Origin of the sequence: Bradyrhizobium sp. WSM471, assembly GCF_000244915.1 — a bacterium.
GTDB lineage: Bacteria > Pseudomonadota > Alphaproteobacteria > Rhizobiales > Xanthobacteraceae > Bradyrhizobium.
This window is the reverse complement of sequence record NZ_CM001442.1, coordinates 3615040-3634172: the sequence shown is the minus strand read 5'-3', so window position 1 is coordinate 3634172 and position 19133 is coordinate 3615040. Positions and strand designations below refer to the sequence as shown.

The 19133-nt window shown below is 64.2% G+C and carries 17 protein-coding genes; 2 read left to right on the top strand and 15 right to left on the bottom strand.

Annotated features, from left to right (window positions below):
• Nucleotides 1–38: 38 nt before the first annotated feature.
• The 11 genes from BRA471DRAFT_RS15850 to BRA471DRAFT_RS15800 form a co-directional block, all read right to left on the bottom strand.
• Complete coding sequence (locus BRA471DRAFT_RS15850) at nt 39–1145, bottom strand: polyamine ABC transporter substrate-binding protein (protein WP_007608844.1); 1107 nt, start codon at nt 1143–1145, stop codon at nt 39–41.
• A gap of 5 nt (nt 1146–1150) precedes the next feature.
• On the bottom strand, nt 1151–2329 hold the full coding sequence (locus BRA471DRAFT_RS15845; RefSeq protein ID WP_007608842.1) for an aminotransferase: 1179 nt from the start codon (nt 2327–2329) through the stop codon (nt 1151–1153).
• 8 nt (nt 2330–2337) lie between these two features.
• Complete coding sequence (locus BRA471DRAFT_RS15840; protein ID WP_007608840.1) at nt 2338–2664, bottom strand: rhodanese-like domain-containing protein; 327 nt, start codon at nt 2662–2664, stop codon at nt 2338–2340.
• A 171-nt stretch (nt 2665–2835) separates the two neighbouring features.
• The gene (locus BRA471DRAFT_RS15835) at nt 2836–4764 is read right to left on the bottom strand and encodes a potassium transporter Kup (RefSeq protein ID WP_007608837.1); all 1929 of its coding nucleotides are present in this window, start codon (nt 4762–4764) and stop codon (nt 2836–2838) included.
• Between the two features lie 141 nt (nt 4765–4905).
• Nucleotides 4906–6804 carry a potassium transporter Kup gene (locus tag BRA471DRAFT_RS15830; RefSeq protein WP_007608836.1) on the bottom strand — a complete coding sequence of 633 codons (1899 nt, stop codon included), beginning with the start codon at nt 6802–6804 and terminating at the stop codon, nt 4906–4908.
• Between the two features lie 273 nt (nt 6805–7077).
• Nucleotides 7078–7908, bottom strand: a complete 831-nt coding sequence (locus BRA471DRAFT_RS15825; protein WP_007608835.1) for a flagellar motor protein MotB — start codon at nt 7906–7908, stop codon at nt 7078–7080.
• A gap of 23 nt (nt 7909–7931) precedes the next feature.
• On the bottom strand, nt 7932–8705 hold the full coding sequence (locus tag BRA471DRAFT_RS15820) for a motility protein A (RefSeq protein WP_007592499.1): 774 nt from the start codon (nt 8703–8705) through the stop codon (nt 7932–7934).
• Between the two features lie 351 nt (nt 8706–9056).
• The gene (locus BRA471DRAFT_RS15815) at nt 9057–9776 is read right to left on the bottom strand and encodes an RraA family protein (RefSeq protein WP_007608834.1); all 720 of its coding nucleotides are present in this window, start codon (nt 9774–9776) and stop codon (nt 9057–9059) included.
• Nucleotides 9777–9943: 167 nt separating this feature from the next.
• Nucleotides 9944–10825, bottom strand: coding sequence for a phosphatidylcholine/phosphatidylserine synthase (locus BRA471DRAFT_RS15810; protein ID WP_007608833.1), 882 nt, complete (start codon nt 10823–10825; stop codon nt 9944–9946).
• Between the two features lie 86 nt (nt 10826–10911).
• Complete coding sequence (locus BRA471DRAFT_RS15805; protein WP_256379932.1) at nt 10912–11616, bottom strand: phosphatidylserine decarboxylase; 705 nt, start codon at nt 11614–11616, stop codon at nt 10912–10914.
• Between the two features lie 77 nt (nt 11617–11693).
• Nucleotides 11694–13649: an ABC transporter ATP-binding protein/permease gene (locus tag BRA471DRAFT_RS15800; RefSeq protein WP_007608830.1), complete on the bottom strand. Its 1956-nt coding sequence runs from the start codon at nt 13647–13649 to the stop codon at nt 11694–11696.
• A gap of 202 nt (nt 13650–13851) precedes the next feature.
• Here BRA471DRAFT_RS15800 and BRA471DRAFT_RS15795 point away from each other — a divergent pair, with 202 nt between their 5' ends.
• Complete coding sequence (locus BRA471DRAFT_RS15795) at nt 13852–14457, top strand: TIGR00730 family Rossman fold protein (protein ID WP_007608828.1); 606 nt, start codon at nt 13852–13854, stop codon at nt 14455–14457.
• Here BRA471DRAFT_RS15795 and BRA471DRAFT_RS15790 read toward each other — a convergent pair.
• From BRA471DRAFT_RS15790 to cysS, 4 genes are all read right to left on the bottom strand, one after another.
• Entirely contained in the window at nt 14454–14831 is a 378-nt protein-coding gene (locus tag BRA471DRAFT_RS15790) for a VOC family protein (protein ID WP_007608827.1), read from the bottom strand. The genes BRA471DRAFT_RS15795 and BRA471DRAFT_RS15790 overlap by 4 nt on opposite strands.
• Nucleotides 14832–14881: 50 nt before the next feature.
• Complete coding sequence (gene cimA / locus BRA471DRAFT_RS15785; RefSeq protein ID WP_007608826.1) at nt 14882–16480, bottom strand: citramalate synthase; 1599 nt, start codon at nt 16478–16480, stop codon at nt 14882–14884.
• Nucleotides 16477–16986: a GNAT family N-acetyltransferase gene (locus BRA471DRAFT_RS15780; RefSeq protein WP_007608824.1), complete on the bottom strand. Its 510-nt coding sequence runs from the start codon at nt 16984–16986 to the stop codon at nt 16477–16479. Before BRA471DRAFT_RS15780 ends, cimA begins: the two co-directional genes overlap by 4 nt.
• Before the next feature lie 115 nt (nt 16987–17101).
• Nucleotides 17102–18484 carry a cysteine--tRNA ligase gene (gene cysS, locus BRA471DRAFT_RS15775; protein WP_007608822.1) on the bottom strand — a complete coding sequence of 461 codons (1383 nt, stop codon included), beginning with the start codon at nt 18482–18484 and terminating at the stop codon, nt 17102–17104.
• A 292-nt stretch (nt 18485–18776) separates the two neighbouring features.
• Between cysS and BRA471DRAFT_RS15770 the strand changes: the two genes are divergently transcribed.
• A complete protein-coding gene (locus BRA471DRAFT_RS15770; protein ID WP_007592521.1) occupies nt 18777–19082 on the top strand; it encodes a hypothetical protein in 306 nt (101 codons plus the stop codon).
• Nucleotides 19083–19133 lie beyond the last annotated feature (51 nt).

The following is a 19133-nucleotide window of genomic DNA, read 5'->3' as shown; positions in this document are numbered from 1 at the left end:
TTACTTCGTCGCTTCGCTCCTCGCAATGACCGGCGCGATTACCTTCCCGTCTTCACCCTGGTCCACAGCCGGTTGATAACCCGCTGGGTCGCCGGCTCGCGCGCCGTGATGACGAACAGCTTTGCAAGCGTTGCCTCGTCCGGATAGATGTTCTTGTCGTTCAGGATCTTCGGATCGACCAGCTTCTGGCTGGCGAGGTTGCCGTTGGCGTAGGACAGGAAGTCCGTGTTCTTGGCGGCCACGTCCGGACGGTAGAGATAGTTGATCAGCTCGTAGGCTTCCCTAACGTTCCTCGCATCCGCCGGGATTGCGAGATTGTCGAAGAACATCTGCGCGCCCTCCTTCGGGATGGCGTAGCCGATCTCGATGCCGCTTTTGGCTTCGGCAGCGCGGGCGCGGGCCTGCATGATGTCGCCGGACCAGCCGACCACGAAGCAGATCTCGCCGGTGGCCAGCGCGCTTAGATATTCGGACGAATGAAACTTGCGCACGGAGGGCCGCACCTTGGCGACGACATCGGCGGCCTTGTCGAGGTCGGCCTGCTTGGTCGAGTTCGGATCGAGTCCGAGATAGTTCAACGCCGCCGGAAAGATGTCGTCGGCGGAATCCAGCATGTGCACGCCGCAGTCTTTGAATTTCGCGAGGTTCTCCGGCTTGAACACGATGTCCCAGCTCTCGATCTTCGCATCCGCTCCGAGAATCTGCTTCAGCTTGGCGACGTTGTAGCCGATGCCCGTCGTGCCCCACATGTAATTGGCGGCGTAGACATTGCCGGGGTCGTAGATCGCGAGACGTTCGGTCACCACCGGCCAGGCATTGACCAAGTTCGGCAGCTTCGACTTGTCGAGCTTCTGGAAGATGTTGGCCTTGATCTGGCGCTGGAGGAAATAGGCCGTGGGCACCACGACGTCATAGCCGGATTTGCCGGCCATCAGGCGCGTCTCCAGGGTCTCGTTGGCGTCAAAAGTGTCGTAGACCACCTTGATGCCGGTCTCCCTGGTGAAGGCCTCGAGGACGTCGGGCGCCACGTAGTTCGACCAGTTGTAGAAGTTGACGACGCGCTCCTCGGCCCCTGCGGGGGCGGAGAGCAACGTCAGCGCGGCGGCGATCGTGAGGCCAAAACCAAAGCGGCTGACGTTCGTCATCTCCCCTACCTCTTGCGCCCGCGCACCGCGTCCGACAGCCGCTCCAGCGCGGTGTCGAGCGTCTCGTCCTTCTTCGCAAAGCAGAAGCGCACCACCGAGGTCACGGGGTCCTGCTCGTAGAACGCCGACACCGGGATTGCCGCGACCTTGTAGTCCTTCACGATCCGCCAGCAGAAATCTGTGTCGCTCTCGTTCAGCCCGAGCGGGGACAGGTCGACGGTGAGGAAGTAGGTGCCCTGTGACTTCAGCACCGGGAAGCCGAGGCTCTCCAGTCCCCTGGCGAGGCGGTCCCTGCTCCGCGCCAGGTCCTTGCGCATTGACAGGAAATACTCGTCCGGCTTGCCAAGGCCGTAGGCAACGGCGGCCTGGAGGTTCGGCGCGGTGGTGAAGGTCAGGAACTGGTGCACCTTGGCGGCAACGCGCAGCAACGGCGGCGCGGCGCAGACGAAGCCGATCTTCCAACCCGTCAGCGAGAAGATCTTGCCGGCCGAGCCGACCTTGATGGTGCGGTCCCGCATGCCGGGGATGGTGATCAGCGGGATATGCTTGTGCTCGTCGAAGGTGACGTGCTCCCAGACCTCGTCGCAGATCGCGATGACGTCGAACTCCTGGCAGTAGCGCGCCAACAGCTCGAGGTCCTCGCGCGGAAACACCACCGCGGACGGATTCAGAGGATTGTTGAAGAGCACCGCCTTGGTCTTTGAACTGAAGACGCTTTTCAGCATGTCCTCATTCAGCCGCCAGTGCGGCGGCTCGAGCCGGACCAGGCGCGGAATGCCGCCGGCCTGGCGGATGATCGGCAGGTAGGAATCGTACACCGGCTGGAAGCACACCACCTCGTCACCGGGCTGGACCACGGCGAGGATGGCCGAGGTCAGGGCCTCGGTGCCGCCGGAGGTCACCATCACCTCGCTCATCGGATCGAGCTCGAGGCCGTGCCAGTGGCCGTAATGGGTCGCGATCGCCTGGCGCAGTTCCGGCAGACCCATCATCGACGGATACTGGTTGTAGCCGTTCAGCGAGGCCTCGGCCGCGGCGCGGCGGATGTCCTCAGGCCCGGGATCGTCGGGAAAGCCCTGGCCAAGATTGATGGCGGCATTGTCGCGCGCCGCCTGGGACATTGCCTCGAAGATGGTGACGGGAAGGTCCGCGAAGACCTTGTTGAGGGACGAGCTCTTGGACATCGGCGGGGTCAACCGCCGACCTTGCTGGGAAGACCCGCCGCCTTCCAGCCCAGCATGCCGCCGGCCAGATGCTTGTCGTAAGGCAGGCCCGCGGCCTGCGCCGCCAGCGAGGCCGTCACCGAACGCTTGCCCGAGCGGCAGGCGAACACGACCTCCTTACCCTCCGGATCGGGGATCGCTTTGGGATCGAAAGTCGAGAGCGGCACGACCACGCCGTAGGGATAGGCCTCAGCCTCGACCTCGTTCGGCTCGCGGACGTCGACGAGGAGGTAGCGCCCTTCCGCGACACCGTTGGAGACCTCGTCCGGGGTCAGATCCTGTACTTGATTTGCCACATCATCCTCCAACGTCGCGGGCCGCTGCCGGAGCGATCCCGGCGGCCGGCAACCTCGCCTCTCGGCCGGTGAAAATCAAGCGCTACAAAGGCTTGAGCTGCCTTGCGCAAGTTAAAGCTAAATCGCAGCGACTTGAAGCGCGACCTTCAAATGGAGGATCAGATCGTCACTTCAGATGGTGACCTGGGTGCCGACCTCGACGACGCGGCCGGAGGGGATCTGGAAATAGTCGGTGGCGTCGTTGGCGGAACGGCTGAGCGAGATGAACAACCGGTCCTGCCAGCGCGGCATGCCGGAATGGGCGGCCGGCTTGAGCGCCCTCCGCGACAGGAAGAACGAGGTCGACATGATGTCGAACTGCCAGCCGAGCTTGCGGGCGATCGCCAGCGCCTTCGGCACGTTGGGCGATTCCATGAAGCCGAACTTCAGCGTCACCTTGGAGAAGGTCGGCGAGATCTGCTCCAGCTTCACCCGCTCGGCCGGATCGATGCGCGGGGTCTGCGCGGTTTCGATGGTCAGAATGACGTTCTTCTCGTGCAGCACCTTGTAGTGCTTCAAACTATGCATCAAGGCGGTCGGGGCGCTGAGGGGATCGCTGGTCAGGAACACGGCGGTGCCGGGCACGCGCTGCGGCGGCCGCTTCTCCAGCATGGCCACGAGGTCGGCGAGCGGGAATTCGAGCTTGCGCGACTTCTCGAACAGCAGCCGGCTGCCGCGCCGCCACGTGTACATCAGGATGATCATGAGCGCGCCGAGCGCCAGCGGCACCCAGCCACCCTCGAACACCTTGAGCAGATTGGCGGCGAGGAAGGTGAGGTCGAGGAACAGGAACGGCGCGATCAGGGCGGCAGCCGTGAACGGCGACCACCGCCAGACCTTCCAGATCACCACGAAGCCCATCAACGCCGTGACCACCATAGTCCCGGTAACGGAGATGCCGTAGGCCGAGGCCAGCGCGCTGGAGGAGCGGAACAAGAGCACCAGCAGGACCACCGCGACCAGCAGGAGCTGGTTGATGCGCGGGATGAAGATCTGGCCGGAATGGGCTTCGGACGTATGGCGAATTTCAAAGCGCGGCAACAGACCGAGCTGGATCGCCTGACGCGTCAGCGAATAGGCACCGGTGATGACCGCCTGGCTCGCGATAACAGTTGCGGCGGTCGCCAGCACGACCATGCAGCCGCGGAAAAAACCTTGCGGAAAGAGCTGGAAGAACGGGCTCACGATCGCGCCGGGGTCGCCGAGCACGAGGGCACCCTGCCCCAGATAGTTCAATGCCAGCGACGGCAGCACGATGAACAGCCAGGCGGTCTGGATCGGCCGCTTGCCGAAATGGCCGAGGTCGGCATAGAGCGCCTCGGCACCGGTGACCGCCAGGAACACAGCGCCGAGCGTCACGAAGCCGATGATGCCGTGGTGGATCATGAAGGACACGGCATAGAGCGGGTTCAGTGCGAGCAGCACCTGCGGCTGCTGGATGATCGGGTGGATCGCCGCGATCGCGATCACCGCGAACCAGACGCACATGATCGGGCCGAAGAAGGCGGCGACGCGCGCGGTGCCGCGGGACTGCACGGCAAACAGACCGACCAGGATGATCACGGTCAGCGGTACGATGTAGGGCTCGAAGTGCAGCGTGATGTCCTTCATGCCTTCGATCGCCGACAGCACCGAGAGCGCCGGCGTGATCACGGCGTCGCCGTAGAACAGGGCGCCGGAAATGATGCCGAGCATGACGATGGTTGTTCCGCGGGTGCCGACTGCGCGCTGGGCCAGCGCCATCAGCGCCAGCGTGCCGCCCTCGCCGTTGTTGTCCGCGCGGAGCAGGATCACGACGTATTTGAGCGTCACCACGACGATGAGCGCCCACAGGATCAGGGAGAGCACGCCGAGCACCGCCGCCGGCGTCGGCAACCCCTCCGCGCCAGAAGCCGCCATCACCGCCTCGCGGAACGCGTAGAGCGGGCTGGTGCCGATGTCACCGTAGACGACGCCGATGCTGCCGAGCGTCAGCGCACCGAAGCCGGCGGTGGTGTGGGCATCGCCATGCCCATTGGCCGCCGCCGTTTCCGGGGCGGAAATCGCTACGTCACTTGTCATGGGAGAGCCTGATGGCCTCTAAAAATGCTTCACTGCACAACGGCGGAGGAGCGCGCGGCTTATAGTCCTGCGCTGCCGGCATAGCCTAGCCCGATTTTGGGCCTTAGACATGCAATTTCGCATATCTCTGCCAATCGCCGTTTAGATGGTGACCTGGGTTCCGACTTCAACCACCCGTCCGGTGGGAATCTGGAAATAGTCGGTCGCGTCGTTGGCGGACCGGCTCAGTGCGATGAACAAATGGTCCTGCCAGAGCGGCATGCCGGACTGCGCCGAAGCCTTCAGCGAGCGCCGCGACACGAAGAACGAGGTCGACATGATGTCGAACTGCCAGCCCTGCTTGCGCGCGATCGCGAGCGCCTTGGGCACGTTCGGCTGCTCCATGTAGCCGAAGCGCAGGCGGACCTTGAAGAACTTGTCGCTGATCTTCTCCATCCGGAAACGCTCCGACAGGTCGACCCGCGGCGTATGCGCGGTCTCGATGGTCAGGACCACGTTGTGCTCGTGCAGCACCTTGTTGTGCTTGAGATTGTGCAGCAGCGCAGTCGGCACGAAGGAGGGATCGCTGGTCAGGAACACCGCGGTGCCCTTGACGATGTGCGGCGGCCGCTTCTCCAGGCTCCGGATCAGATCGTCCAGCGGCACCTCGATGCGGCGCGTTTTCTGGATCAGGATCCCCGACCCTCGCCGCCAGGTCCAGATTGTCCCGGCCATGATCACGCCGAACAGCAGCGGCACCCAGGCGCCTTCGAGCAGCTTCAGAAGGTTCGCGCTGAAGAAGCTGATGTCGACCACGACGAAGGGCAGGATCACGGCTGCGGCCGTCGCGGCGCGCCAGTTCCACAATTTCCAGATCACGATGAAGCCCATGATGCCGTCGGCGACCATGGTGGTGGAAACCGCAATGCCGTAGGCCGAAGCCAGATTGCTGGGGGTGTGGAACAACAGCACCAGCAGCATCACACCGATCAGGAGCAGCCGGTTTACACGCGGCAGATAGATCTGGCCGGCATGGGTTTCCGAGGTGAAGCGCACCTCGAAGCGCGGCAGGAGACCGAGCTGCACAGCCTGATAGACCAGAGAATAGGCCCCTGTGATCACCGCCTGGCTTGCGATCACCGTCGCCGCGGTCGCAAGCCCGACCAGCGGCAGCACGAAATGCTCGGGTACCATGCGATAGAAAGAGTGCTCGATCGCGCTGGGATCCGACAGCACCAGCGCGCCCTGCCCGAAATAGTTGATCAGGAGCGAGGGCAGCACGAAGAACATCCAGGCCGACTGGATCGGCTTGCGGCCGAAATGGCCCAGATCTGCGTAGAGCGCCTCACCGCCGGTCACCGCGAGGAACACCGCGCCCAGCGTCACCAGGCCGATCGTGCCGTGCGACAGCAGGAATTGCAGCGCGTAATAGGGATTGATCGCTGCCAGCACCGACGGATCGTCGGCGATGTGAATGGCGCCCAACACGGCAAGAACGGTGAACCAGACGACCATCACCGGCCCGAAGGCCGAGGCGACCAGCGCCGTCCCCTTGCTCTGGACCGCGAACAGCAGCGCCAGGATGAGAACGGTCAAGGGGACGACATAGTGCTCGAAGGCGGGCGTTGCGAGCTTCAGACCCTCGACCGCCGACAGCACCGAGATCGCCGGCGTGATCATGGAATCGCCGATGAACATGGAGGCGCCGACGACGCCGAGCGCCATCAGGAACCAGCTCCGCCGCCCGAGCGCGCGCTGGCCGAGCGCCATGAGGGAAAGCGTGCCGCCCTCCCCGTTGTTGTCGGCGCGCAGCAGCAGCAGCACGTATTTGGCGGTGACGACGATCAGCAGCGCCCAGAGGATCAGCGAGAGCACGCCGAGCACCATGACGCGCGAGACCGGCTGACCGTGGGCCGCGCCCCTGACGGCCTCGTGGAATGCGTAGAGCGGCGAGGTGCCGATGTCGCCGAAGACAACGCCGATGCTCCCGAGCGTCAGGCCCCAGAAACCCGAGGTGACCGGCCCGTCCGGAGCTTCGGTCGATGTGATGCTCGCCGTCATATGAAACTGGAACGCTTCTGCCCGAGAATTGATCCGGCGCCTTTTGACGGTTCCGGCGCGCCTGTCAATCGGCACATCACCATAGCAGGCGCCGGGGCGGATGCTGTGACGGCGCAGCAACGGTCGCCGCCCACGCGACGACATGCCTCAGGTAACATGGTGGCACAAGAGCCCTGAGCCTTTCCGTCCCCGATTGAAGGGGAATTGGCTCTACATCCTTGTTTTGTTGCGCTTTCTTCGTACGAAACGGGGTCCACTTCGCTCGAATGCGCCCTACGGCTTCAGATTCGGCGGCAGCGGCGGATCTTCGCGCATCAGGGTGATGGTCACCCGCCGGTTGGCCGCGAGCGAGGGATCGTCCGGAAACAGCGGCTGGGTGTCCGCCTTGCCGGAGACGGCAAAGACATGGGCGCCCGGCAGGCCCTCGCGTTCGAGAATCTGACGCACGGCATTGGCGCGGTCGGCCGACAGGTCGAAGGCGCCGTAGTCGCTGCGGGTCGGCACGAACCCAGCCGCGGTGTGGCCGGCGATGGAGACGCGCAGCGGCGTCGCCTTGAGCGGGACAGCGAGCTTCTCGATCAGGCGCCGGGTGCGGTCATAGGGCACTTTGGAGCCGTCGGCGAACATCGAGCGGCCGTCCTGGTCCACGATCTCGAGGTTGAGGCCCTGCTTGGTCTCCTCAAACATGATGTGCTTGGACATCTCGGTCAGTTCCGGCATGTCCTGCAGCGCCTGGCGCAGCGAGGCCGCCGCCAGTGCAAAATTGCGGTCGACCTTGATCTTCGCGCCCGACGTGCGGTCACGATCCTCCTGGTCCGGCGTCGGCGTATTGGAGGAGTCCTCAGGCTGAATGTGATCGACGTTCTTCAGCCGAGGGCGGGTCGGCAGCCCGTCGGACTCGACAATGCCGGAATAGCGCGCTTCGGTCTGGACACCGAAGGCGTCGCGCATGGAGCCCGCGACGACCTTCAGCTTGTTGGCATCCTGGGTCGAAAACGCGACGAGCATCACGAAGAAGCTCATCATCAGGCCCATCAGGTCGGCGAAAGTCACGAACCAGCCGTGACCGCCTCCGTGTGAATCGCCTCGCTTCTTCTTGGCCATTTCTCAAATCCCGGCGGGCGGCCTCAGGCCGGTACCGGCTCGCCTTCGGCGTGGCGGTGCTTCTCGGGCAGATAGGCCAGCAGCATTTCCCGGACCAGCGTCGGGCTCTTGGAATCGCGGATCATCAGGATGCCGTCGATGATCAGCGTGCGGTTGGTCTCTTCGTCCAGGAGCTTGCCATGCAGCTTGTCGGCGATCGGGATACAGAACAGGTTGGCGACCAGCGCGCCGTAGAGAGTGGCGAGCAGCGCGGTCGCCATGAACGGGCCGAGCTTTGACGGGTCGGTCATGTTTGCGAACATCTGCACCATGCCGATCAGCGTGCCGACCATGCCGAAGGCCGGCGCGCAGTCGCCGATCGCGCGGTAGATCTTGCTGCCTTCGTCCAGATGCATCAGGAAATTGTCGCGGTCGCGCTCGAGATTGTCGCGAATGAAATCGAGGTCGTAGCCGTCGGCGACGTAGCGGATGCCCTTGGCCAGGAACGGCTCGTCGGTCTCTACTTTTTCCAGCCCCACCGGCCCCTGCTTGCGGGCGATCTCGGCGATGCGGGCGAGCTCGTCGACCAGATCGTGCGCCGACAGACGGCTCATCGTGAAGGCAAACTTGGCGCCGAGCGGCAGGCCGTGGATCAGCGTCGAGAGCGGAAAGCGGATCATGGTCGCAGCGGTCGAGCCGCCGAAGATGATGATCATCGCATGCTCGGAAATGAACATGTGGAGATCGCCGCCCAGCAGCATCATCGTCGCGATGACGACAATGCCCGCCACGAGCCCGATGCTCGTCATGATATCCATGGGAGACTCCAACCCGAACGCAACAACGGCCGTCCTGGCCGATGGCGCGGCCCAACCCCGAACCGCATCGGAACCCTAGTGAGCCGCGATTAAAGACGCGTAAAGGTTAAGTTGAGCCGGCGCGCCTGGCGGCCGCAGCGCGCTGAAAGGCGCCGGCTTTTGCCGAGTGCCGACAGGGATTTCAATCTTTTGCTAACCATACGGCATCGCGCGCACCCCATCACTCAAGGCCGCGCGCGCGAAACCGTCGGCTGCGCTGCCGCGATGTTCGGCGAGCCGGACCGAACTGCCTTGTTCCTGACGGAACAGGGCAGCCTGCGAGCGGCGTCGTAGATCGTTCCAGTCCCGCCGTTAGTGAATCTCCGCCGAGCGCTTCAATGCAGCCTTCAACTTCTCCAGCGAGAAGTCGGGGCTGCGGGCGATCTCGAGGATCGGCGTCTCGCGGCGGCCGCAGAGCTCGGCGGCGTCGGGCAGCTTTGCGGCGATATCGTGCGGAATCACGATGGCGCCGTGCTGGTCGGCGTGGATCAAATCGTCCGACTTCACGGTCATGCCGGCAACGCGCACCTCACCGCCAAAGCTCTCGGCATGCACCCATGCATGCGACGGGCCGATCGAGCCGGCCAGCGCCTGGAAGCCCGGTGCCCATTGCGGGATGTCGCGGATCGAACCGTCGGTGATGACGCCGAGGCAGCCGAGCGCCTTGTGCACGTTGCTCTGCACCTCGCCCCAGAACGCTCCGTAGCCGACGTCGGGACCGTCGATGTCCTGGATCACCGAGATGCGCGGACCGTGGCCGGTCCCGACATATTCGTAATATGCGATGCGACGCTTGGACTGCTCTTCCGGCGGCAGCGAATTTTTCAGCACCGAGCGGATCGCGACCGTGCGGGCGTAGCCGACGATCGGCGGCAGATCGGGGAATGGGCAGACCAATGGCTTGGTGGTGTAGCCGATCAGCCGGCGCTCGGGCGCCACGATCTCCATGGCATTGCAGATCGTCGGGGTGTCGTAGCGGCCCAGCGCTTCGAGGACGGAAGCGGGCAGCGGCCCGGTCGCGTTATTCGTCACGGCGTTCTCTCCCAGATTGGCGGCCGCTGTTGGCGCGGTGCCGCCTGCACCGGGCGATATAGCCGAGATCGGGCCTCAACCCAACTCAGGGCGCCTCATGGCAGATATCCAAGTCTTGCTGCTTAAGTGGCTTGGGCTCAGTGCCTCGCTGCTTGGTGCCTTGCCGTTCAGTGCAGCCGGTCGGGCCGGTCATCGTCCCGCGGCGGCTCCGACAGGTTTGTCAGCGTCGGTGCCGACGGCGGCGACGAGACCTCGCCTCCCGCCGGCGCGGTGGTTTCCAACGCGCGCGCCTGGTCGCGATAAGATTTGTAGCCGAGCGGCAAAGCGAGCAGATACAGCACCGTGCCGATCGACAGCACGTGCCAGGGATAGGCGATCAGGATCGCGATGAAGACGATCACCGCAACGAACGCAGGCAGCACCAGTTCGGGCGGCACGCGCATGCGCTTGGTCTTGCCGGAGAACACCGGCAGGCGCGACACCATCAGGAAGGCGATCAGCAGCGTATACGCAGCCGTCACCGCCGCAGGCAGCCGGCCGAGCTCGAGGAACGCGACATAGATCGGCAGCAGCACCGTGATCGCGCCGGCCGGCGCCGGCACGCCGGTGAAGAAATTGGCGGCAAAGGCCGGCTTGTTGGGATCGTCCATAGTGGCATTGAAGCGCGCCAGGCGCAGGCCACCGGAGATCGCGAATACCATGGCGGCAATCCATCCGGCATTGCCAAGCTCGTGCAGCTGCCAGAAATACAGCATCAGGCCGGGCGCCACACCGAAATTGACGAAGTCGGCGAGGCTGTCGAGCTCGGCGCCGAACTTCGACTGCCCCTTGATCATGCGCGCGATACGGCCGTCGATGCCGTCGAGTGCCGCCGCGAACACGATGGCGTAGACCGCGAGCGACATCCGCCCCTCGATCGAGAGCCGGATCGAGGTCAGGCCGGCGCAAATCGCCAGCAGAGTGATGACGTTGGGCACCAGCATGCGCACCGGGATGGGGCGGAACCGCCGGCGGCGCACGTCTGGATCTCTAGAGTCGTAGGGCGTCATGGCTCGTCCTCACCTTGGGGCGAGATATAGCAAGCCGCGCTCCCCTCCGCCATTGCGGCGGAAGGCCCCTCAGGCCGACTTATTGGTTAATTGGAGCGGTAAGCGCGACTCGGGTCGTCTCCGGCGAGATCGGCCAGAATCGTCTCACCGGCGATCGCGGTCTGCCCTTCCGAGACCAGCGCCTTGGTGCCCAGCGGCAAATAGACGTCTAGCCGCGAGCCGAAGCGGATCAGGCCGAAGCGCTCGCCGGCGCCGATCGCCTGCCCCTCCTTGACGAAGCAGACGATGCGCTTGGCGACGAGCCCTGCGATCTGGATCACGCCGATCCGCGCCGTCGGCGTCGTGATCACCAGCGAGTTGCGCTCATTGTCCTCGCTCGCCTTGTCCAGCTCGGCGTTGATGAACAGGCCGGGGCGGTAGGCGATACGGTCCACCCTGCCCGCGATCGGGCTGCGGTTCACATGGCAGTTGAACACACTCATGAACACCGAGATGCGCGGCAGCGGCCGGTCGCCGAGCCCGAGTTCGGCCGGCGGCAGCGCCATGGTGATCATCGAGACGCGGCCGTCGGCCGGCGACACCACGAGCCCCTCGCGCACCGGGGTCACGCGCACGGGGTCGCGGAAGAACAGCGCGCACCACACGGTCAGGATGGTGCCGATCCAACCTAACGGCGACCAAAGCCAGAACAGGACCAGGCTTGCCAGCGCAAAGCCACCGATGAACGGATAACCCTCCTTGTGGATCGGCGGGATCTGACGCTGGATCGAATCGAGAATGGACATCGCTATCTGCCGCTCAGGGTTGATGGCGCAGGTCGTCCCGCGCGGTGATGTTGTTTAGGCCAGAGTTGGGACCGGAGACAAGGTCACTCCGCCGCCGCAGGCGCCGTGAGGACATCCGCAACCGGCGGTGGCTCCCGATTGGGCGCCTCGCCGGAATCGGCCATCCTGGCCAGTTTCTCGCGCGCCGCCTCGGCCTCGCGCTGCCTGTTCCACATGCTGGCGTAAAGTCCCCCCTCCGCGAGCAGTTTTGCGTGGGTGCCGCGCTCGGCGATGCGGCCCTGGTCCAGCACGATGATCTCGTCGGCGCCGACGATGGTCGAGAGCCGATGGGCGATCACCAGCGAAGTGCGGTTCTTCGCCACGCGCTCGAGCGCGCCCTGGATCTCGTGCTCGGTGTGGGTGTCCAGCGCGGAAGTCGCCTCGTCCAGCACCAGGATCGGCGGCGCCTTCAACACGGTGCGCGCGATCGCGACTCGTTGTTTTTCGCCACCGGACAGTTTCAGGCCACGCTCGCCGACCTGGGTCTCGTAGCCTTTCGGCGCCATGCGGATGAAACGATCGATCTGCGCCAGCTGTGCCGCCTGCTCGACCTCGGCATCGCTGGCGTCCCAGCGACCATAGCGGATGTTGTAGCGGATGGTGTCGTTGAACAGCACGGTGTCCTGAGGCACCATGCCGATGGACGCGCGCAAGCTCGCCTGCGTGACTTCGCGAATGTCCTGGCCGTCGATCAGGATCTTGCCGCCGGAGATGTCATAGAGGCGAAACAAAAGGCGTGAGATGGTCGACTTGCCCGCACCTGACGGGCCGACGATCGCGACCGTCTTGCCGGCCGGCACCTCGAAGCTGATGCCCTTGAGGATCGGGCGGGACGGCTCATAGGCAAAGCGCACGTCCTCGAAACGCACATTGCCCGCGGAGACCACCAGCGGCTTCGCGCCCGGCGCGTCCTTGATCTCGGCCTCGCGCCCCAGCACGTTGAACATCTTCTCGATGTCGATGATCGCCTGCTTGATCTCGCGATAGACCATGCCCATGAAGTTCAAGGGCTGGTAGAGCTGGATCATCATGGCGTTGACCAGCACGAAATCGCCGACCGTATTGGTGCCGTTGCGCACGCCGATCGCGCACATCAGCATGGTCGCGGTCAGCCCCAGCGTGAAAATCACGGCCTGCCCGGTGTTGAGCACGGCAAGCGAAGTGTAAGCCTGGACGCTCGACTCCTCGTAACGCGCGACCGATCGGTCGTAGCGCTGCGACTCGCGGGTCTCGGCGCTGAAATATTTGACGGTCTCGTAGTTGAGCAGCGAGTCGATCGCCTTGGTGTTCGCCTCGGTGTCGGCATCGTTCATCTTGCGGCGGATGCCGATCCGCCACTCGGTCGCGATGTAGGTGTAGTACATGTAGACCGCGACAGTGACGAGGGTCGCGAGCACGTAGCGCCAATCGAACTGCCACAGCAGCACCGCCATCAGCAGCGAGACCTCGACGATGGTCGGGATCAGCTGCAGGATCACCATGCGCACGATGACCTCGATGCCCTCGCGGCCGCGCTCGAGCACGCGCGTCAGGCCGCCGGTCTTGCGCTCCAGGTGGAAACGCAGCGACAACTCGTGCATGTGGATGAAGGTGATGGTGGCGAGCTTGCGCACCGCATGCATGGCAACGCGCGCGAAAATGCCGTCGCGCCATTGCGTCAGCACTGCCATCACGATGCGCATCACGCCGTAGCTGGCGGTCAGCAGCAGCGGCGAGGCGATCACCCAGAGGTGCCAATTGTCGGCCTGGACCGGCGCGGTGTTGGCGCCGGTCAGCGCGTCGGTCGCCCATTTGAAGCTGAAAGGAACCGTCAGCGTGATCAGCTTGGCGGCGAGCAGCAGCACCATCGACCAGACCACGCGCATCTTCAGGTCGAAACGGTCGCCCGGCCAGATATAGGGCCACAGATGCGCCAGCGTGCCCATCAGCGTGGCCCGCTCCAGCGGCCCCCCGGCGGGATCAGGAACGTTGGGGCCGGCGGGCGATTGAACTTGGTCCATCAAGAAGCCTGAAAAGCCCGTCGGATGCGGGCTGTGTTGCCATTAAGGATTTTCGTTTGTCATATAGAGCCTTACCGATGCCCATGCACCCCGCCAGATGGCGAATCTTCGATTGTTCGCCGCCGTTTACCGGTAGATTTCCGGAAGTCCCGAATCACCGATTGGGCTTGACGCCTCTTCGCTGCAATGCATCATGGCACCAATGAGCACGATCAAAACCGTCTGTGTCTATTGCGGCTCCGGCCCAGGAACCAATCCCCGTTTCACCGAAGGCGCCAAGGCGTTCGGCAAGGCGCTCGCCGAGAACAACATCCGCCTCGTCTATGGCGGCGGCTCGCTCGGCCTGATGGGTTCGGTCGCGACCTCCGTGCTCGATCACGGCGGCACCGTCACCGGCATCATTCCCGAATTCCTCCGGAAGCGCGAGAACGCGCTGACCCGCGTGCAGGAGATGATCGTCACTCCAGACATGCACGAGCGCAAGCGGCTGATGTTCGAGCGCTCCGACGCCTTCGTGGCGCTGCCGGGTGGCGTCGGCACGCTGGAGGAACTGGTGGAGCAGCTGACCTGGAAACAGCTCGGCCGTCACGCCAAGCCGGTGCTGCTCGCCAATATCGACAATTTCTGGGAGCCGCTGTTCTCGCTGCTGTCGCACATGCGCCAGACCGAGTTCATCCGCGCCGGCCTCTCGGTCGACATCCTCAAGGCCGATCGCATCGAGGAGATCTTGCCGAAGCTGAAGGCCGCCGTGGCACAGCTCGCTGACGCAGAAAAGCAGCTTGCCCCGGAAGTCGCGCGCAAGCTTTAGTCCGCAGGAAACGTCACCGCCTCGATCCGGTTGCCATCGGGGTCGACGACGAAGGCTGCGTAATAACGCACACGATCGTGCGGGCGGATACCCGGCGCGCCGTCGGACGCGCCGGCGGCGGACAGCGCTGCAGCGTGAAATGCATCGACCTCGGCGGTCGTCCTGGCCCGGAGGCAGATATGCACGCCGCTCTCCGGCGTGACGTGCGGCATGCCCTCGCGCAGATTGATCCAGAATTCGGGATAGGCCTTGCCAAAGCCGATCGTCCGCGGTCGCGTGACGACGCGCGTGAGCCCGAGCGCCCCGAGCGTTGTTTCGTAGAATTTTGCTGAGCGTTCGAGATCGCTGACGCCGACGGAGATGTGGTCGATCATGGGTCGCGCTTCCCCTCTCTCCTCGTCATTGCGTTCCTGGCGCCATGTCCCTACGCCGGCGCCCCCGACTTCACCAGCTTGTAGATCACCGAATCCATCAGCGCCTGGAAGGAGGCGTCGATGATGTTGGGGGACACCCCGACCGTGGTCCAGCTGTCGCCGTTCTCGTCCTCGCTCTCGATCAGGACACGCGTGACCGCGCCGGTGCCGCCGTTGAGGATACGCACGCGATAGTCGATCAGCGTCAGGCCTTCGATATATTTCTGGTACTTGCCGAGATCCTTGCGCAGCGCGACGTCGAGCGCGTTGACGGGACCGTTGCCTTCGGCCGCCGAGATCAGATGCTCGCCGGCAACGTCGACCTTGACCACCGCCAGCGCCACGGTGACGCGCTCGCCATGCGAATTGTAACGCTGCTCGACATTGACGTCGAACTGCTCGACCTCGAAATAATGCGGCACCTTGCCGAGCGTGCGCCGCGCCAGCAGCTCGAACGAGGCGTTGGCGGATTCATAGGCATAGCCTTGCGCCTCGCGCTCCTTCAATTCCTCGACCAGCCGCGACAGCTTCGGATCGCTCTTCTCGTAGGCGATGCCGGCGCGGTCGAGCTCGGCGATGACATTGGAGCGGCCGGCCTGATCGGACACCAGCACCTTGCGGTGATTGCCGACCCGCTCCGGCAAGACATGCTCGTAGGTCTGCGGATCCTTCAGCACGGCGGAGGCATGGATGCCGGTCTTGGTGACGAAGGCGCTCTCGCCGACATAGGCTGCATGACGGTTCGGCACGCGGTTGAGCATGTCGTCGAGTGTGCGCGACACCTTGACGAGGGTCGCAAGCTTTTCCGCCGTGACGCCGATCTCGAAAGCGTCGGCAAACTCAGCCTTCAGCTTCAAGGTCGGGATCAGCGAGCAGAGATTGGCGTTGCCGCAGCGCTCGCCGAGGCCGTTCAGGGTGCCCTGGATCTGCCGCGCCCCCGCGCGCACCGCGGCGAGCGAATTCGCCACCGCCTGCTCGGTGTCGTTATGGGCGTGGATGCCGAGATGATCGCCGGGGATGTGCTTCGCCACTTCGGTAACGATGGCCTCGATCTCATTCGGCATGGTGCCGCCGTTGGTGTCGCACAGCACCACCCAGCGCGCGCCGGCTTCATAGGCGGCTTTCGCGCAGGCGAGCGCAAAACCGGAATCCTCCTTGTAACCGTCGAAGAAATGCTCGCAGTCGAGCATCACCTCGCGGCCGGCGGCCTTGGCCGCCGCGACGCTGTCGCGGATCGAGGCGAGGTTCTCCTCGTTCGTCGTCTCCAGCGCAACGCGCACCTGATAGGCCGACGACTTCGCCACGAAGCAGATGGCGTCGGCTTTCGCTTCGAGTAGACCGGCCACGCCGGGATCGTTGGAGACCGAGCGCCCCGCCCGACGTGTCATGCCGAACGCAGTGAAGCGCGCATGCGAAAACTTCGGCTTGGTGCCAAAGAACTCGGTGTCGGTCGGATTGGCGCCGGGATAGCCGCCCTCGACATAGTCGATGCCGAGTTCATCAAGCATCTGAGCGATGATTTGCTTGTCGGTCAGCGTGAAATCGACGCCATTGGTCTGCGCACCGTCACGCAGCGTGGTGTCGAACAGATAGAGGCGCTCCTTGCTCATTGCAGCGCTCCCGTCGCGGGTCCGCTGCCCAGCGTCTTTTGCATGGTGGTGTTGGCCAGCCACTCGTCGTTGACGGTGATGCTGTTGCGCTGCATGGCGACATAGCCGCGCTTGGCGAAAAAGCCCTGCGCGTTGTCGCTGGCGTCGACCGTCAGCTTGTCGGCGCCGCGGCCGCCCGCAAGCTTTTCCAGCGCATCGACCAGCATCGTCGCCAGGCCCTGCCCGGCCACGGCCGGATGCACATAGAGCATGCGGACATGATCCTTGCCGCGCAGCGAGGCAAAGCCCACCGGTGATCCCTCCAGCGTCGCGATCAGCGTCAGGTCGGAGGCGAGCCGCTTGCCGAATTCTTCGTCCTCGGCCGCCGCCATCCAGGCCTGCTGCTGCGCTTCGCTATAGTCGTCGCCGGTCAGCTCTTCGATGCTGGCGGCGAAGATCGCGGCGAGAACCGGCACGTCCTCCGGCAGGAAGGGCCGCAAGCCGGGCTTTGGGAGTGCTTGTGCCATCGTCTTCACCACATCCCATAGAGTTTCAGCGCCAGCGCCACGGCGGCGCCCAGCAGCAGGATTTTCAGCGCGATGTAATAGAACCAGTGCCGCGGAAAAGGCGTGTCGGGCCGCTTCATCGTGCGACCTCCCAGGTCGTGCCTTCCTTGGAGTCCTTGATCGCAACGCCCATCGCGGCAAGCAGATCGCGGATACGATCGGACTCCGCAAAGTCCTTGCGCGCACGCGCCGCCGTCCGCTCCGAGATCAGGCGCTCCACTTCCTTGGCATCGACGCCGCTCGCCTGCTGCTTGCGTCCTTCCCACTGCGCGGCACTCTCGGAGAGAAAGCCGAGCAGACGCAACGAACCCGCGAGAGCACCAACGTCGCTGCCGCGCAAGCCATGCAGCGCCGCGATGGCCAGCGGCGTGTTGAGGTCGTCGAGCAGCGGCTCGATCACTGACGGGGCGGGCTTGCCGGGTACGACGTCAGCCGCAACCCGATACCAGTCGTCGAGCGTCCTGGCGCTCTCCTCTAGCGACTTCATCGTCCAGTCGATCGGCGAGCGGTAATGCGTCTTCAGCATATTCAGGCGCAGCACTTCGCCCGGCCAGTCCGCGAGCAGCTCGTGAATCGTGACGAAGTTGCCGAGCGATTTCGACATCTTCTCACTCTCGACCTGCAGGAAGCCGTTATGCATCCAGTAGTTCGCCATGCGCTCCCGATGGAAGGCGCAGCAGGTTTGTGCAACCTCGTTCTCGTGATGCGGAAACACGAGATCGATGCCGCCGCCATGGATGTCGAAGTGCTCGCCGAGATGCTTCCAGGCCATGGCCGAGCACTCGACGTGCCAGCCCGGGCGCCCCTGCGCGGCGATGCCGGCCGGTGATGGCCATGACGGCTCGCCGGGCTTGGACGGCTTCCACAGCACGAAGTCGGTGTTGCCCTTTTTGTACGGCGCGACATCGACGCGGGCGCCGGCAACCATCTCGTCCAGCGAGCGGTTGGACAGCGCGCCATAGCGCGGCAGCCCGGCATCGGCCGCGTTCATCGCCTGCGGCGAGAATAACACGTGATCCTCGGCGACATAGGCAAAGCCGCCGGCGACCAACCGCTCGATGATCTCGCGCATCTCGCCGATATGCTCGGTGGCGCGCGGCTCGACGTTCGGCCGCAGCGCACCGAGTGCGTCGACGTCGGCGTGAAACTGCTTGCCGGTCTGCTCCGTGACTTTCCGGATCGCCTCGTTCAGCGGCAGGCCGGGGAAATCACGCGCGGCACGGTCGTTGATCTTGTCGTCAACGTCGGTGATGTTGCGGACATATTTGACGTGCGCCGCGCCGTAGAGATGGCGCAGCAGCCGGAACAGCACGTCGAACACGATCACCGGCCGGGCATTGCCGATATGGGCGAAGTCATAGACCGTCGGTCCGCAGACATACATGCGGACGTCCTTGGCATCGAGCGGCACGAAGGTGCGCTTTTCCCGGCTCAGCGTATCGTAGAGGCGCAATTCCATAAGGATACCCGTCGGCTGTTGGCCGGGCGTCCAGTGCTCTCAATGGTTTTGAGAAAAGACGGCTCCAGCCAGCGAATCGCTAGCTCGTAATCTCGCGGCAAATGGCGCAAATGACGAGGAGACCGTTCATAACGGAACATATGGGCTATGAGGCGGCCCCGCGTCAAGAGAGCCGCGAAAATGCCGTTTTATCTCCGCAATGCGCAGCCGCTACGGCTAGATGGTTCAGATCCTTAACCATTTGAGCCCATTCTGGAACTGGCAGTTCCTGTTTTTTGCCCCCGGTGTTTTCATGCGATCATTGCTCGCGCTCATTTCCTGCGCCTCCATCCTTGTCGTTTCCAGCGCTCTCGCCGAGACCCGCGTCTTCATCATCCCCAACCAGGCGGATGGCTACGGCGTCGATCAGTGCCTGGCCAAAAGCGACAAATGCGGCGCGCAGGTCGCCCGCACCTACTGCCAGTCACGCGATTTTGCCCAGGCTTCGGCCTATCGCCGGGTCGATCCCGACGAAATTACCGGCTCTGTCCCCAAATCCGGCGCAAACTGCTCCCATGGCCATTGCGATGAATATGTCGCAATCACCTGCCAGCGCTGAATTCGCTCGGAACTGGCGTACTTTAGGCCCAATCGCTGGCCTCTGAAACGA